The 15,627-nt window shown below is 66.3% G+C and carries 11 protein-coding genes; 4 read left to right on the top strand and 7 right to left on the bottom strand.

The features are described from left to right. Nucleotides 1-39: 39 nt before the first annotated feature. Together ACPDIT_RS07070 and ACPDIT_RS07065 are read right to left on the bottom strand one after the other, a co-directional pair. Nucleotides 40-1,032 (bottom strand): DUF58 domain-containing protein, encoded by a 993-nt coding sequence (locus ACPDIT_RS07070; protein ID WP_423442474.1) that lies wholly within the window; start codon nt 1,030-1,032, stop codon nt 40-42. Between the two features lie 58 nt (nt 1,033-1,090). After that, nucleotides 1,091-1,969, bottom strand: a complete 879-nt coding sequence (locus tag ACPDIT_RS07065; protein ID WP_423442473.1) for a hypothetical protein — start codon at nt 1,967-1,969, stop codon at nt 1,091-1,093. Nucleotides 1,970-2,993: 1,024 nt separating this feature from the next. Here ACPDIT_RS07065 and mads3 point away from each other — a divergent pair. From mads3 to ACPDIT_RS07050, 3 genes are all read left to right on the top strand, one after another. After that, nucleotides 2,994-4,301: a methylation-associated defense system AAA family ATPase MAD3 gene (gene mads3 / locus ACPDIT_RS07060; RefSeq protein WP_423442472.1), complete on the top strand. Its 1,308-nt coding sequence runs from the start codon at nt 2,994-2,996 to the stop codon at nt 4,299-4,301. After that, a complete protein-coding gene (gene mads4 / locus ACPDIT_RS07055) occupies nt 4,298-4,903 on the top strand; it encodes a methylation-associated defense system protein MAD4 (protein ID WP_423442471.1) in 606 nt (201 codons plus the stop codon). Before mads3 ends, mads4 begins: the two co-directional genes overlap by 4 nt. 517 nt (nt 4,904-5,420) lie before the next feature. After that, the gene (locus tag ACPDIT_RS07050) at nt 5,421-6,554 is read left to right on the top strand and encodes an ATP-binding protein (protein WP_423442470.1); all 1,134 of its coding nucleotides are present in this window, start codon (nt 5,421-5,423) and stop codon (nt 6,552-6,554) included. A gap of 86 nt (nt 6,555-6,640) precedes the next feature. Here ACPDIT_RS07050 and ACPDIT_RS07045 read toward each other — a convergent pair whose 3' ends face one another. From ACPDIT_RS07045 to ACPDIT_RS07030, 4 genes are all read right to left on the bottom strand, one after another. Next, entirely contained in the window at nt 6,641-8,350 is a 1,710-nt protein-coding gene (locus ACPDIT_RS07045) for an FAD-dependent oxidoreductase (RefSeq protein ID WP_423442469.1), read from the bottom strand. Beyond that, entirely contained in the window at nt 8,347-8,604 is a 258-nt protein-coding gene (locus ACPDIT_RS07040) for an anti-sigma factor family protein (RefSeq protein ID WP_423442468.1), read from the bottom strand. Before ACPDIT_RS07040 ends, ACPDIT_RS07045 begins: the two co-directional genes overlap by 4 nt. Nucleotides 8,605-8,671: 67 nt before the next feature. Further along, nucleotides 8,672-10,384 carry a hypothetical protein gene (locus ACPDIT_RS07035; RefSeq protein WP_423442467.1) on the bottom strand — a complete coding sequence of 571 codons (1,713 nt, stop codon included), beginning with the start codon at nt 10,382-10,384 and terminating at the stop codon, nt 8,672-8,674. Between the two features lie 216 nt (nt 10,385-10,600). Then, nucleotides 10,601-11,494: a sugar phosphate isomerase/epimerase family protein gene (locus ACPDIT_RS07030; RefSeq protein ID WP_423442466.1), complete on the bottom strand. Its 894-nt coding sequence runs from the start codon at nt 11,492-11,494 to the stop codon at nt 10,601-10,603. An 864-nt stretch (nt 11,495-12,358) separates the two neighbouring features. Between ACPDIT_RS07030 and ACPDIT_RS07025 the strand changes: the two genes are divergently transcribed. After that, nucleotides 12,359-13,156 carry a polyprenol monophosphomannose synthase gene (locus ACPDIT_RS07025; RefSeq protein WP_423442465.1) on the top strand — a complete coding sequence of 266 codons (798 nt, stop codon included), beginning with the start codon at nt 12,359-12,361 and terminating at the stop codon, nt 13,154-13,156. 102 nt (nt 13,157-13,258) lie between these two features. Here the strand turns inward: ACPDIT_RS07025 and ACPDIT_RS07020 are convergent, their stop codons facing one another. Continuing rightward, on the bottom strand, nt 13,259-15,385 hold the full coding sequence (locus ACPDIT_RS07020) for a tetratricopeptide repeat protein (RefSeq protein WP_423442464.1): 2,127 nt from the start codon (nt 15,383-15,385) through the stop codon (nt 13,259-13,261). Nucleotides 15,386-15,627: the final 242 nt, after the last annotated feature.

The following is a 15,627-nucleotide window of genomic DNA, read 5'->3' as shown; positions in this document are numbered from 1 at the left end:
GCTCCCCCGGCCCGACTCCGTGCTGCATCCCCCTCCGACTCATGACCACAGCCCCAAAGAACGCAGCTCCCGCCCCAGCAACGCCGACAGGTCCGCGTCCGAGCGCACGCTGACAAATCCCACCCCGTGTCCCCGGCAGAAGGCCCGAAGCTGTTCGATGTACCGCTCTACGGTGCGCCGGTAGGCTTTCCACCGATATCGGCCGAAGGTCACCTCCCGCCACGCACCGGTCTCGGCATCCAGCAGACGCAGCTCCCCGAACGTCTCCGGGGCCCATTCCTGGGGAGCCAGCACCTGAACCGCATGCACCTCGAGGCCACGCGCCACCAGGGCCGCCAGGCCCGCCGTGGGAGCCTGCGCATCCAAAAAGTCGCTGATCACCACCGCCACACCCGGGGCACGTACCTGCGCGGCCCGCATCCGAAACCACGCCGCCAGGTCCACCCGGCCGCCCGGCCGCAGCCCCTCCAAACCCTCCCACAAACGCACGGCCACGCCCCGCCCGCGCAACCGACGCAACCCCAGCTCGCAAGCCCATTGGCGGGCCGCCTCGGCCTCGGACACTTTCCCGCCCGGTCGGGCCGGCTCCGACTCGCTCTCAGCCGGCGGGGCGCTTTCCGGCCCGCCGTCATGCACTCGTTCCCACGCTGCGGGAAACACGTGCACTGTCAGGCAGGCGCCGCTTCCCAGGGCCACGTACCCCACCGCCCCCGCCAGCTGACACGCCACACGAAACTTTTGCGGCTCGCCAAACCGCATGCTGGCGCTGGCGTCCAGCCACACATGCACCGGCAACTCGCGTTCCTCCTCGAACAGCCGCAAAAACAACCGGTCCAACCGCGCGTACAAGTTCCAGTCGATGTGCCGAAAATCGTCGCCCGGCACATAAGCGCGATAATCCGCAAATTCGACCGAAGTACCCCGGGCGCGACTGCGTTGCTCGCCGTGCGCGGCGCTGCGCGCCCATTGCCGGCTGCTCCACCGCAGCCGGTCCAGCATCCGTTGCAGCTCCGGACTCAACAACGCACTCATGCCCACGGGAGGGTTTGGGTCTCCTTGTCGTCGGTCGTTCCGGACGCCTTGTCCGGCCTCAGCCCCTCGGGCCGGGCCCGGGATCCTCCGCCGCCCCGAAGCGCCGCCGCAAACGTTCCATGTGCGCTTCGATCCGCATCACGTAGGGATTCGGCCCGTCGGGATACGGGTCGTTGAGGAACCGGTACAGCCCCAGGAACTCGTCTTCCAACCGTGGCTTCACGTAGGCCTCCCAAAATGCCGGCGTGCGGGCCAACAGCTCCTCCGCACTGCGAAAAGAGGCCACGAAACTGTGCGGATCCCGCGTGTGCTGCGCCGCCTCGGCAAACTCCCCGTACAACGCCGGCAACTTCTCCAGATAATCCTCCGCGGCCATCTGGCCCAGCAGATCCGCCGTGCCCAGCGCGCAGCCCACCAACCGTTCCAATTCATCCTGAAACGACAACACCGAGGGCCGGGCGTCCACCCCGGTACAACGGATCATGTTTTGCACCGCACGGATCTCCCGCTCTGCAAACCCCCGGGCCCGCAAAAAGGTTGCCGCAAAGTCCGCGCTCCGGTGCACGTGCACCAGCGTGTACTTGGCCCCGGTCCCCTCGCGATCCTCCCGGCGCTTCAAATACCCGGTGTCGTGGAACAGGATCGCCAGCAACCCCAGTTCGAACCACCGCTGCGGCACCGCCGGTTGCGCGCCCACGCGATGCCGATTCCCCAGAAGGCGCGCGAAACAGAGCGTCCCCTGCAACGTATGCTCCAGATCGTGATACCGCGTATCGACCGCCTGATACTCCGGCAGTTCGCCGCGAAACGCCTGGATCACCCAGCTGAACGCGCGGGAGACGAACAAGGGGTCCCCCTCGGGAAACATCTCTGCGTACGTGGCCTGCACCACCGCCGCCACGGCATTCGGATCCCGGGTGCTGACCCATTCCGGCATGACGCCCCCAACCTAGGCCAGCCGGTCCCTCCACGCACGATTTTTTCGCAGGCTCCGGAACCCCCGTCCCCGGGCACGGGAAGGCCAATGGAGACAGAGGCTCACAGCTTGTGCTCGCTGCTTGCCGCCGGGCCCCACCACCTTGGGCCATTCCGGCCGGCTTCTGGTTGACCCTGCCCTGGTGGATCGAGGAGACACCTCGCAACACCGCTCCGTCAATCGGCGGTCTTAATACTGAGAGCTTGGACATGGCTGGACACGTCGAGCCTCTTGTCAGAACAACCCGGGCAAGGGGCTCCTCGACCTAAGGAGCCTTATGTGATCTCCTGTTGTCGACACAGCCAACCCGGATCTCGTCCCTACATCCAATCAGCCTCCGGTTTTTGAACTCGATCGTCTGCGCGCAAATGGCAACGGAGCACAGCGATCGCTCGATGCCCTGGCATGCAGAGAGCATCTCCGAAGCGGGATCCCTTCGGCGCGCAAAAGACGCTGGAGCTCTTGCAGGATCTGACCGGCCGGAGCGCTGAATGGTCTCGCAGCACCCCGGAGCGGAGTTGTTGCCCCAAAGGCCGCGGTAGCACGAACGCCGGTGCCCGGGGGCCAAATGCGGAGGCTCTCGAGTTCCGCGCTCCGCTGGCATTTCGATCCAGAATCTCCATTCACGGAGCGCGGATTCATACGGGCTCACGAAGCCTCGAAGGGCCTCAGAGGGCTCCAAGCGTCGCATGCCCATTCCCGGACCGCCCACGGAAGCCGCCCTTCGGGAGGAAGGGCTTGCCGGTGGGCGAATGGCCCTTCAGCATGGTCCAGGCCTGCGTGCGACCATGCGGAATCGACGGACACAGCACTGCGCGCCGGCGCGAACACGGCAGGGGCCCCGAGCAGGGTCAAAGGGGTGGGCGCGCTCGACGTGCACAAACGGAGAGGGTTTCCCCGGGCGGGAGGTTGGCCCGGACTGCTCCGCCGAGAAACGGGGTCAAGCAGCCCGACCCACAGCGTGAAGCCAAAAGAAACAGAGTCCGTGAGCGACGGCCGCATCGAATCCGCCGCCGGATCGATTGCGCGGATCGAGGCGCTGGGCTACCGCTGCCTGCGCTACGTTTCATGTGCTCTGCGACGCTTTCAAGTCCTCGTCGGCCCCAACGCCAGCGGGAAGTCCACGTTCCTGGATGTTCCTGCCTTTCTTCGGGATTTTGTGCGCGCCGGCTTGATCGCCGCGGTCGAGGGAGACGCCAGGCTTGCCATCCCTCACCGGGCCTCCGATCCCAGGCAGCTCACGTGGATGAACCAGGGCCGTGGCTTCGAACTTGCCATCGAAGCCGTCATCCCCACCGACTTGCGCAGTCGGGTGAAAAACGGGAAAGCGCACCTCTGTCGCTATGAACTGGGCGTGAGCCTGGAGGGACCCGTGCGTGTGGTGACAGAGAACCTCTGGCTGCGACCCGAGGAACCGGCGGCCGTTCCGGCCCAAAAGACTCTGTTTCCCGAACCGCCCGCGCCCCCAACCGGCATCGCACACGCTCCTCGGAAACGCAGCCCGGCGGGGTGGAAAAAGATCGTCGGGCGGGGCGAAGAACCGGAGCGGGTGATCTTTTGCGCGGAAACCTCGGGCTGGAACAATCCATTCCGAGTACCGGCCGACAAGGCGGCACTGGCGAGTTTGCCCGAGGACGAAGAGCGCTTTCCCGTGGCCACGTGGTTTCGCAGGCTTCTCTCGGAGGGCATCCAGCGCCTTGCCCTTTCCAGCGAGGCCATGCGCCTGCCGAGCCCGCCAAGTCGCGCCAAGGGGTACCTTCCCGACGGCTCGAACCTGCCCTGGATCGTTCACACCCTGGAAGCATCCCACCCGGACCGTTTGCGGGACTGGGTGGCACACGTGCAGGAGGCGTTGCCGGACGTGGAACGAATCGAAACCCGCGAACGAGAGGAGGATCGCCACCGCTACCTCGTCCTCGTTTACAAGAACGGATTGACGATCCCGTCCTGGCTGGTTTCGGATGGCACGCTGCGTCTGCTGGCCCTCACCCTGCTGGCCTACATCCCGAATCTTTCCGGCCTCTACCTGGTCGAGGAACCCGAGAACGGCATTCACCCCCGCGCGGTGGAAACCATTTACCAGTCTCTCTCGTCCGTCTACGGAGCCCACGTGTTGCTTGCCACCCACTCGCCGGTCATCCTGGGGATGGCCCATCCCTCCGAACTTCTCTGTTTCGCACGAAACAAAGAAGGAGCCACGGATATCGTTTCCGGCGATGAGCATCCGAGCCTCAAACAATGGCGCGGAACGCTCGACCTCGGGACCCTCTTTGCCAGTGGACTATTGGGATGAGTGACCTCGTGTGTCTGGTGGCGGATAAGGACATGGAAGCGGCGCTCGCGGCTCTCCTCCAGCGCCCAGAAGCCTTCAAGATCCGGCGGATTTCTTTCGAAATCATTGTCCATCCCAAAAGAGACCCGGGAGTCTTTCGGGAAGGCGTGGATTTTTTGCGCGGGTTCCAAAAAAGGTTCCACCACGGGCTTCTGCTTCTCGACGCCAGGTGGGACGGGGCTCCAACGGATCCTCAGCAACAGCTGGATCGCGCGCTAGAAGCTGCCTCGCTCGAATCGTGGGCGCGAGCCGTTGTCCTCGCCCCCGAGCTGGAGGTCTGGGTATGGAGCGATTCGCCGCACGTGGCGGAGGTACTGGGATGGTCCGGCCGTACTCCCGACCTGCGGAGCTGGCTGGCGCAAAACGGGCTTTGGGTGGCCGGCACACCAAAGCCGCAAGATCCCAAGCGGGCAATGGAGCGCGCGCTCTGGGAGGTGCGCAAACCCCGTTCCTCCGCCCTCTACCGCGCACTGGCCGGGATCGTCAGTGTGAAACGGTGCCGCGACCCCGCCTTTTTGCGCCTTCGGGATGCCCTCCAGACCTGGTTCGGAGAACGAACGTAACTGGGGCGTCGCAGGGAGCCGAAGGATCTCGACACCAACGATGTGAGGAATCCCCTCCCGCAAGGCGCGCCACGCCGGGTCGCGCTCCGACGGATGGGCATGCACCCAAGCCCAGCAACTCCATCGGATTTGCCGGCGCCTGCCCCGCTTGACGGCACGTCGTTGTCGGAGTGGATCCAATGACCTCGAAGGATCGTGGGACGGTGTGCCGGTTCCGCCGCGCGCCACGGCACCATCCGACCCGGTTGGAGGGTGCAGGGAAGGATCGTGGAATTGCGCACACGCCGACGACGTAGCGCTGCAAACGCGGAGAATGGCCGAATCGGTGCCAGGGAGACGCGGGACCCGGCGCACGGCGGCGGTCAGGAACGCATCAGGCGGCTCGAACGTTCGCGTGACCCGATGGGTCCGCTGGCAGTCGGGGTCCTCTTTCCAACAGAGCTGCTCGAAACGGCAAACCGCGCGGCCGCGATTCGGCGCGCTTTACCACCCGGGCGGGGGGATTACACTCGAGCCCATGACAAGCTTCGCCGAACACCCGCTGCTGGCGGGACTTGAACCCGCGGCGGTCCAGCAACTCCTGGCCGCGGGCCGGGAACGGCGTTTGCCGGCGGGCACCACGCTGCTGCGAGAAGGCGATCCCGGCGACGGGCTCTACATCCTCCAGGAGGGCACCGTGGAGATCAGCCTGCCGGGAGCCAGCCCCGGGGCCCGCATGCTGGCCAAGCTGGGGCCCGGCGCCGTCTTCGGCGAGATGGCCATCCTCGAGGAAAAACCGCGCTCGGCTGCGGCCGTGGCCCGAACCGAAGTGAGGGTCTGGTTCGTGCCCCGCGAAGCCGTGCTCGGCGCGATCCGACAGAGTCCCGAACTGGGCCTGCGGTTGTTGCGGGAATTGAGCCGGCGGCTGCGCGAGTTCAACCGCGTGTATGTGGAGCAGACATTGCAAATGGAGCGACTGGCGTTGCTGGGGCGGTTCGCCCGCGGCATCATTCACGACCTGAAAAGTCCGCTGAACGTGATCCAACTGGCGGCCGAAATGGGCCTGCACCCCTCGGCTTCGGAAGAGCGACGGACCCAGGCACGCGAACGGATCCGGCGTCAGGTGGAACGCATCACGGATTCGATCAACGAGATTCTGCTGTTCACCGAGGGCGGGTCCGGTGCCGAGACGTTCGCCCCCACGCCCTACGGGCCGTTTTTGGAGTCGGTCCTGGAGGAGCTGGCGACGGAAACGACCCTGCGCGGCGTGTCCCTGGCGTACGCGGCCCGGACCTTTCCCCAGACGCCGGTGCGGCTGCAACCGCGGCGGTTGCGGCGGGTGCTGCAGAACCTGGTGCACAATGCGTGCGACGTGTTGGCGGCGGGTGGCCGGATCGAGGTGCGTGCCGCCCGCAGGGACGACCAGGTGGTCACCGAGGTGCGGGACAACGGACCGGGCATCGCCCCGGAGATTCGGGATCGTCTGTTCGAGCCCTTCGCCACGCATGGAAAGGCGCAGGGCACGGGTCTGGGATTGTCCATCTGCCGACGGATCGTGGAGGATCACGGGGGCGTCATCGAGGCCGAAAACGCGCCGGAGGGGGGCGCCGTGTTCCGGTTTTGGCTGCCGGTGTGGAAGGTGGGAGACAGCGCCGAGAAATCGGGGAGCTGAGACACACCGACTGAGAACGGCATCGATCGGCCCCTCGAACCAGATTCTCCCCTTCCCGATGGGGAAGCCCCCGGCAAGGGAGCGTTTCACCCGTTGCCGCTGGAGGACGGGGGCGGGGCGGCTGCAGGCGATTCCTGCGCGGCCGACCAGGTGCGATAGGAACCGGTCAGGTTGCGCACGCGGAAGCCGTGCTGGCTGAGCAAACGGGCGGCGAAGTACGAGCGCTGCCCGCTCTGGCAGGCGACGATGATTTCCCGGTCGCGCGGCAGTTCGTGGAGACGCTGGCGCAGTTGATGAAGCGGAATGTGCACCGAGCCGGGGAGGGCGCCCTGCTGTCGTTCGGCCTCGGTGCGGACGTCGAGGAGGAAGGTTCGGGCGGGATCGAGCCGGGGAATCTCGTGCCACTGGGCGTGCTGGACGAGTCCCTGGCGCACGTTTTGGGCGATCATGCCCGCGAGGTTGACCGGGTCCTTGGCGGAACCGAACGGAGGTGCGTAGGCCAGCTCCAGGTCGGCCAATTGATCCACCGTAAGACCCGCCTGCATGGCGGTGGCGAGCACGTCGATGCGTTTGTCCACGCCCTCGGGACCGACGGCCTGCGCGCCCAGGAGCCGTCCGGTGTGGGGATCGAAGAGGATCTTCATGGCGATGGGCTGGGCGCCGGGGTAGTAACCGGCGTGGGAGCCCGGATGCAAATGGATGGCCTCGCAGGGAAGACCGAGTCGGCGCAGCGTTTTTTCGTTGGCCCCGGTACAGGCCGCGGTGAGGCGGAACAGTCGCAGAATGGCGGTGCCCCAGGAGCCTTCGTAACGGGTCGGGCGACCGCAGATGTTGTCGGCGGCGATGCGCCCCTGTCGATTGGCGGGTCCGGCCAGTGGCAACAGGGTCCATTGGCCGGTCACACGGTCGCGCACTTCGATGGCATCGCCCACCGCCCAGATATGCGGATCGCTGGTCTGGAGATGTTCGTTGACGCGAATGCCCCCCAAGGTGCCCAACTCCAAACCGGCCTGGCGGGCCAGGGTGACTTCCGGGCGCACGCCCAAAGCCAAGATGACGAGGTCCGCCGGCAGTCGCGTGCCGCTGCGCAGACAGACCACGGACGCCTGAGCGGTGGCGGGGTCCGGGGGCTCTTCGAAGGCCGTGACCGGATCGTTGAGGTGAAGCGCCACGTCGTGCGCGCGCAGTTCCCGGTGCAGCCAGCCGGCCATTTCCGGGTCGAGCGGCGCCATGACCTGGGGCAGGGCCTCCACGACCGCCACAGCGAGCCCGCAGCGATGAAGTTGTTCGGCCATTTCGAGGCCGATGTAGCCGCCGCCGACCACCACGGCGCGTTGGCAGGACCGGGTGGTGATCCAGTGCCGGATTTGCTCGACGTCGGGCACGTTGCGCACGAAGAAGTGGCCGGGCCGGTCGAGCCCCGGCAGGGGCGGTCGGAGGGGCACCGAGCCCGGAGCCAGGATCAGAGCGTCATACGGTTCGACGCTCTGACGACCGGTGGTCAAATCCCGGGCAGTGACGGTGCGGGCCTGCCGATCGATGGCGACGACCTCGGTCTTGACGCGCACCTCGAGGCGAAACCGCTGCCACAGGCTGTCCGGAGTATGCAGGAGGAGGTCATCGCGTCGCGGGATTTCGCCCCCGACGAAGTAGGGCAGGCCGCAGTTGGCGAAGGAGACGTGGGGACCGCGTTCGAAAACGACGATTTGGGCGGACTCGTCGAGTCGGCGCAGACGGGCGGCCGCGCTGGCCCCGCCGGCCACGCCACCGACGATGAGGATGCGGCGCGCGCTCATGCCCGGGGACCCGACTCGGGGTGGATCTGTTTCCAGCGCTCGCGCAGGGCGGCGTGGAGGCGCTGACGGAACTCGACCGGCAGCTCGAACGGCTCGCCGTTCTTGTACAACGTGATGGTCTTGCGAATGTTGTCCACCACCACCTGGCACGGATTGCAGCCCGCCAGATGCTGCTCGAACTCCTTGCAGAGCCCGGGGTCCACCGTGCCGTCCACGTACTCGTTCAGGATTTGCAGCAGTTCTTCACATTTCATGACGCGTCCCCCGCCTTTGAGCCGGCGAACGGGCGAAAGTTACAAGCCCGCGACGGGCGCGCACAAGTCACGGAGCCACCCGGGCCCCGGGGCGATGCTCTGAGGCCGCCGCGGGCGCGGGCCGGGCAAACCCGAGCAACTGCGCAAAGTCCGGCAGCAATCGGTACTTTCGTGTCCACGGCGTGTACATAAAACCGCGCACGCCCGGAACCGGGCGGGCCGCGTCGAGCCAACCCTGCACGTCGCGCAGGTCGTCGGCGTCGTAATAACAGGCCACCAGTGTGGCGAAGCCCTCGCGGGCGAAAAACCGGAGACTTTCCGGGCGCGGTTCGCCACCCCAGACGGCCACGATCACGTCCCGGGGCAGATGCTTCCAGGAACCGGTAAAATCGCCCTGGACCAGGTAATAACCGGGTCGGGCGTTGTGGTGGGGGTCGAACATGTCGGACCAGAGATACACCTGCAGGTCGGGACGGTACCGGCGCAGGGCTGCGATGTGACGCCGGACGCAGTTCCCCAGCAGTCGGGCCATGTCGCTGCCCGCACAGGCGGCGCAGGTGCCGCCCATGCGGACTTCGTCCATGTTCAGGAACACGCGGCGCGGCTGGAGCCGTTCCACCAGGAGGCGCGCTTCGTGGTCGAGGATTTCATCCAACATGGGTTCCGCCATGCACACGGTGACCTGTGAGTCGTGGATGAGCAGGGAGTGATACCAGCTCACGCGCAAGCGGTCGCCATCGCGGATCCGGGTCTGGGACAGGAGCCGCAAGCCGGCAGGACTGGAATCGCCCCGCCACGGGTTGAAGTCGGGACAAACGAACGAGGCGTAGTCCCGGCCTTCTTCGTACAGGGTCTGTCCGTCCTCGCTTTGGACCACCACCGGTGTGCCGGGGCGGCGCAGGACATTGACGGGGCCGGCGTCTTCGATGGTCCAGTCGTCCAACCAGACGCGTCCTGATCGGCCGCCCCAGAGCCCGGCGTACAGCCGCACCCGGGTGTGCTGGAGGCTGTTGAACAGGAAGGTGATCTGGCGCCAGTCGGTCGTGGCCGGCAGCCCAAAAGTCCGTGGCGCCAGTTCCCGATCGCCCGCCAGCGCCAGGCAACGGAAAGCCGAAGCGGGCTCGAGATCCTGCGTCCTGACCCACAGGCGCACCCGGTAGCAGCGATACGGCTGCACGGTCACTTCCTGCATGACCCGACCGTGGCCGTGCGGGTTGGAACGAAAGTTCTCGAGTCGCAGGGAGGCGCGGCCGCTGTGAAAGACGTTGGTATCCGCGAAGCTGACCTCGCCCGGTTGATCATGAAAACCAAAGTGGGCGAAGCGATGGCCGTCGAAAATCTCGAACCCGCCGTTCCGCAGTTGCGGGGTGAAGTCGGGCACATACCGGGCTTCGGAACCGCGAACCTCGAACACGGCGTTGCTGACGGGCAGACCTTCCGCCAGATGCGGATTGTGCGCCAGGAATCCGCCACCGTAGCCGATCGAGAAGACGGCCGGAATCAGTTCGAGCCCGTTGGTTTTGCAGACCTGTTGAACCGCGGCCAGACGCTCGAAAAACGCGGGCGACCTGCGGCACAACGTGTCGAGACCAAAGGAGACGACCGCACCGTTGAAGCCGTGGCGTCCCGCGGTTTGCAGGACGGCTGCGACCTCTGCCACATCCGCGTCGCGTTCCAGATTCCACCCGAACACCCAGACAAACCGGTCCTCCCAAGGGGCCGCGCAGAGAACCAGGGGCAGAAGGGCGACAAATGGAGCCAGCAACCGACGGGTCTTCATGCAGGTACTTTGAGGGCCGGAAACGGGCCGGGCAAGTCCCGCACCTGTGTTTGATCCGACACGGGCCGGCGTCGCTGGATTCTGCCGCGGGGAGCGGGATCGAAACCGGGCGGTGGTGCGGATCGGGCAACAAGGTGGCCAGCAGCCTTTCAACGCATTTCGACGGTGGCCGGGGCGGCCAGGGGTCGGTCGCCGCACCCGTTGTCAGCCCTGATTTCATCCGGCCCGCGCGGCCGGAGCACTGCTGGTCCCGATTCCGGGGCCTTCGGGTTCCGGCGGGTCCCAGAGCAGTCCCAACTGCCGGCCGAGGCTCCGCAAATGTCGTGCGGCAGCTTCGTATTCCTCCGCCGTGGCCAGGTGCTCGAGCATGAGCGGAGGTCGATGGGGCAGTTGCGCCAACCGGCGCAGATACGTCGCGTAGTCCAACGCGCCCAGACCCGGCCGGACCTCTCGGAAGTGGAGGCTCATTTCGACCTCCCACGCAAGGTCCTTGGCGTGGCAACTCACAATCCAGGGTCCGAGCTTGTCGAAGCACTCCTGTAAGAGGTCGGTGTTGCGGTAAAACTTTTCCGGAGAGTTGACGAGGTTGCAGGGGTCCAGATGGATGGCAAAGGCGGGTCGGTCCACGGCACGGAGCAGTTGCAGGGCCGCGTCCGGCGTGTGCGGCCAGGCCCAGGCCATCATTTCATAGCAGAACCTGGCCCGGCGCGGTTTGACGGCATCGATAATCTTGCGCGCATTCTCCACGGCGGCCTCGAAGAAACGCTGCGAAAGGTTTTCCGGGTGGGGTCCGAACCAATGCGTGGCGCTGAACGAGCCGGCAATGTCCACACAGCACAGGGCACCGACCTCGTCGGCCAGCGCCAGGCCCTCGGTCACATACTGCAGGTTGCGCCTGCGTTCCTCGGGATCGGCGGCCAACAGGTTCACCCAACGGCCCACCTCGGCAATGACCACCCGGTGACGCGCGAATGCCCCGGCCACCGCACGGATCCGATCCGTGTCCGTGAGGCGAACCTCCGGACAATACGCCGCGCCGTAACCCAGTTGGCGGTGACGCTGTGCCAGCGCCTCGGGATCCTCGGGTCCCTGGAAGACAGGTCCGCCCATGCGCAAGGGATGAAAAACGGCCGGAGTCGAGCGGCGGGACCCCGAACGAATGCTGGTACAGCCGGCCAGGCAGGCCCCGGCAAGCCCGAGGACCGCCCCCCGCAGAAAGGCGCGACGCGGCATTTTCACGGGCCTCAGGGGATGGCCGCAGGGCCTTCGATGCAAGCTTGAAAGGTAATTCGCTCCCTCCATGAAAAAACGATGGCGGGACCCTGGCGCCCCGATCCGCCAGCCCGGGGCAACACCTGGGAAATCCGTTCCCCAAACCCGCCGCGCCCCGAAGGGGGGCCAACCCGATGCCCCCTCGCCAGGGCGGGCCGTGCCCAACAGATTCCACCCCTTCAGGGCGCGGTGCGTTTTGCGGCCCGCCCCAGGGGCGCTGCCCGGGGCTGACGAACGGTTGCGCCTTCGGCGCGTTACGTGTCCGCCCCAACGGGGCGGCGATTCGCCAGTCCAGGGCAACGCCCTGGGCAGGCACCCGAAACGGATTCATCCCGCCCTGAAGGGGCGGAACTCGGGGTGGAAATGCCCGCGCACTGGGCGCATGGAGTTGCGCCCTTTGAGGACCCGACGAGGTTTGGCTGCCGAGATTCCTTGCCGTTGCCTCGGGCTACTGAGTTCGTCTTCGAGGCAAGGATGAGGCCCCGGGATCTGTGGAAAGCGGAGGGCGCAAATTGCTCATGCACCCCGAACTCAAAGGTCCCCACGGAATGCCATGGTCCCTCGGCTTTCCCGCGCCCCCAACGCCCCAGACGCCCCCGCTCTCGCGACGTCCAACGGCTGAAATGCGCCGTTCTGGGCGGCGAGGTCAATTCCTTCCTTGTCAGTGTGCCGGCCCGGGTCTATGCACTTGATGGGACGGGAATGAGCGAAACCCTGGTCATAGTGCCCACGTACAACGAGCGGGAGAATCTCCCCCGCATCGCCCAGCGCCTTTTGGACCTGCCTGTCAAGGTGGAGCTCTTGGTGGTGGACGACAATTCTCCCGACGGCACCGGCCAGGTGGCCGACGAACTGGCGGCCCGGCATCCGGAGATTCACGTGCTGCACCGGCAGGAGAAGTCGGGTCTGGGGCGGGCCTATATTGCCGGCTTCAAATGGGCCCTGGCACGGTCGTACGAGTTCATCTTCGAGATGGACGGCGATTTCTCGCACAATCCCGATGACATCCCGCGCTTTCTGGCAGCGGCCGCGGATGCGGATTTGGTCCTCGGGTCCCGGTACCTGGGCGGGATTCGCGTGATCAACTGGCCGCTGAGCCGGCTGATGCTCAGCAAGGCGGCCGCAAAGTATGTGCAAATCATCACTGGCATGCCGTTCACGGATCCCACCGGTGGGTACAAGTGCTTTCGAAGACACGCGTTGGAAGCGCTGGACCTGGATGCTGTCAAATCCAACGGATACAGCTTTCAGATCGAGCTGACGCACAAACTGTGGCGGCAGGGGATGCGCATCGTGGAGATTCCCATCATCTTTACCGAACGCTTGCAGGGGCATTCGAAGATGACCGGCCACATCATCCGCGAGGCGTTCTTCATGGTGTGGCGGCTCTGGTTGCAGAACGGGATGCGTCGGCGCCCGCGGGTTCCCACAAGAACGGCCCCCCTGCCGGCTCGGCCGGCCCCCGTGCCGCATCCGCCCCCGGCCCCGCCACCGGTGTGAGTGCGCGTGCCGGGCTCCCGGGCCAGGGTCCGGCCCCTCCCTCCGAAAGCGCTTCCGGCACAATCGGGCGGACGGCGAGACACTGACGGAGGCGCAATTCCCCTACCGCACTGGCGTTGGGTTGGTGGGAGCCGACTCGCCCGAAGCCTCGGGCAATCGCTCCAACTGCGCGCGCGCCTCCGGATAGTCCGGTCGCAGGCGCAGCGCTTCCATAAGATGTTGTCGAGCCAGGGCCACCCGGCCGCGACGCAGATGCAGTTGGGCCAGGTTGAAATGGGTCTCGGGGTTGCGCGGCTGCAGCGCCAGGGCCCGCCCGTAGGCCTGTTCGGCCTCCTCCCAACGGCCGGTCTCCAACAGCACGTTGCCGAGGTTGTTGCATGCCTGCGGATCGTGCGGATCCAGCGCCAGGGCCTGGCGGAAGGCCTGTTCCGCCTCGGCCCATCGACCCATGGCCGCCAGCGCATTGCCCAGGTTGTTGTAGGACGGTCCGTGGCGCGGGCGCAGCCGGATCGCCTCCTGCAGGTACGGCAGGGCTTCTTCCAACCGACCCTGCATCCCGAGGGCCACGCCCAGATTGTTGTGCGTGTCTGCATAACGCGGGTCCACTGCCAGCGCCCGCCGATAGACCGCCATCGCTTCCTGCCATCGCCCCACCGCCGCCAGTGCGTTGCCGTAATTGTTGAGCGCCCCCACGTGTGTGGGCCGCAGCCGCAGCGCCGCTTCCAACCACGGGATCGCCTCCGCCGGCCGACCCGACTCCGCCAGCGCATGGCCCAGGTTGTTCAACGCGTCAAAATAGTCGCGTCGAATCGCCAGCGCGGCCCGATACTGCTCCATCGCCTCGTCCCATCGCCCCTGCCTGACCAGATAAAATCCGAGGTTGTTGTGGGCCAGATAGTTGTCCCGGGTCACCGCAAGCGTGCGGCGGAACAACGTCTCGCTCGTGCGCCAGAAACCGATCTGTCGCCACGTCAATCCCGCCCAGATCGCCAGAATCAATCCCACTGCCGCCCGGATCCACAAACCCCGCCGCTCCGACCGCTGGAACCATCGCGCCCAGGCCCCGGCCAGCGCGAGGCCAAGCCCCACCGACGGGAAGTAGGTGTAACGATCGGCCATGGACTGAATGCCCACTTGCACCAGCCCGATCACCGGCACCAGGGTGCCGAAAAACCAGCATCCTCCCACCCATAGATACGGCGCTTCCCTTCGGCGGAGCCACGTCCACACCACCAGCCCGGCGATGAACACCGTACAGGCAAGCACGGTCGCCACCGACCAATACCCCGGATGCGGATAAAGCACCGCCAAATCCAAGGGCCACAGCGTCTTGAGGAGGTACCGCGCATACGAGACCGGCACATTCGCCCACCGCGCGTCCCACGGCAACGCGTCCACCGGAGCGACCGCGCCTCCGGCCTGTTGCACGCGATACGTCACGACGCAGGAAATCGCGGCCAGCAGAAAGAACGGCAGCTTCTCGAGGACCAGCCGCGCCCACACCCGCCAGGGCACAAGGCCCGTCCCGGAACCGAGCGCGCCCGAAACGGAAGATTGCGGGTTTGCCGCTCCTGCCATGCCGGCCGTGCGCCGCAAGGGCCAGGCATCCAGCAGCAACATGACAAACGGCAGGCTGACGAGCATCGGCTTGCTCATCAACCCCGCCGCATAACTCAGCCAGGCCGCCCCGTATGCGGTCCAGCGACGATACGGATCGTTCGCCCGGACAAAGCTCGTGTACGCCCACAACGTCAGAAGCCCAAAGAACAGGCTCAACACATCCTTCCGCTCGGAAACCCACGCCACGGATTCCACCCGCAGGGGGTGCCACGCAAAAGCCAGGGCGCCCACAAAAGCCGCCCCGGGATGACCAATCCACCGAAGCAACAACGCGAACACCAACCCGGCATTCACCGCGTGCAGGATCATGCTGGTGGCGTGATGACCGGCCGGGCGCAGCCCATACAGCTGCACATCGGTCATGTGCGACAACCACGTCAGCGGATGCCAGTTGCTGGCATGGCCCGTGGTGAAGGCCCACCGAACAGCCGGCCAGTCGAGTCCCTTCTGCACCTGCTCGTTGGCCGTGACATAGTCCCCGTCATCGTAATCCACGAAATCGCAGGTCAGGACCCGACTGAACAACGCCGCGGTCAAAGCCGCCACGACCCACGCCCGTGCATACCCCGGACGCGGGTGGACCCCGGATGGATTGGGTTTTCCGGGCATGCCCACGCGAAACGGACCTCGGTTCTGCCTTGGGATGACGACGCTCAGACGTAACTGAACAGGCCCGCCCGGCAAAGCGGAAAACTTTCCCGGGGCCCCGTCGTGTCCGACCGGGTTCGGAGCCGCAAAGACAGCCCCCGGCCGCACTCCGGCCGGCCCGCGGGAGTTGCAGGCCCGGGACCGGGCCATCCATCGGCTGTCGAGGCGATTTGCGCCCCTTTGCCCGCCCCCGCCCGCCTCCA

The sequence above is a fragment of the Limisphaera sp. VF-2 genome, from assembly GCF_049537125.1.
GTDB lineage: Bacteria > Verrucomicrobiota > Verrucomicrobiia > Limisphaerales > Limisphaeraceae > Limisphaera.
This window is presented reverse-complemented; position numbering and strand designations above follow the sequence as displayed.

What these genes read in the sequence shown, in the direction of transcription:
- ACPDIT_RS07030 (WP_423442466.1), bottom strand. Translation starts at nt 11,494, where the DNA reads ATGGGCGGACCTGTCTTCCAGGGACCCGAGGATCCCGAGGCGCTGGCA.
- ACPDIT_RS07070 (WP_423442474.1), bottom strand. Translation starts at nt 1,032, where the DNA reads ATGAGTGCGTTGTTGAGTCCGGAGCTGCAACGGATGCTGGACCGGCTG.
- ACPDIT_RS07065 (WP_423442473.1), bottom strand. Translation starts at nt 1,969, where the DNA reads ATGCCGGAATGGGTCAGCACCCGGGATCCGAATGCCGTGGCGGCGGTG.
- ACPDIT_RS07035 (WP_423442467.1), bottom strand. Translation starts at nt 10,384, where the DNA reads ATGAAGACCCGTCGGTTGCTGGCTCCATTTGTCGCCCTTCTGCCCCTG.
- mads4 (WP_423442471.1), top strand. Translation starts at nt 4,298, where the DNA reads ATGAGTGACCTCGTGTGTCTGGTGGCGGATAAGGACATGGAAGCGGCG.
- ACPDIT_RS07025 (WP_423442465.1), top strand. Translation starts at nt 12,359, where the DNA reads ATGAGCGAAACCCTGGTCATAGTGCCCACGTACAACGAGCGGGAGAAT.
- ACPDIT_RS07040 (WP_423442468.1), bottom strand. Translation starts at nt 8,604, where the DNA reads ATGAAATGTGAAGAACTGCTGCAAATCCTGAACGAGTACGTGGACGGC.
- ACPDIT_RS07050 (WP_423442470.1), top strand. Translation starts at nt 5,421, where the DNA reads ATGACAAGCTTCGCCGAACACCCGCTGCTGGCGGGACTTGAACCCGCG.
- ACPDIT_RS07045 (WP_423442469.1), bottom strand. Translation starts at nt 8,350, where the DNA reads ATGAGCGCGCGCCGCATCCTCATCGTCGGTGGCGTGGCCGGCGGGGCC.
- ACPDIT_RS07020 (WP_423442464.1), bottom strand. Translation starts at nt 15,385, where the DNA reads ATGCCCGGAAAACCCAATCCATCCGGGGTCCACCCGCGTCCGGGGTAT.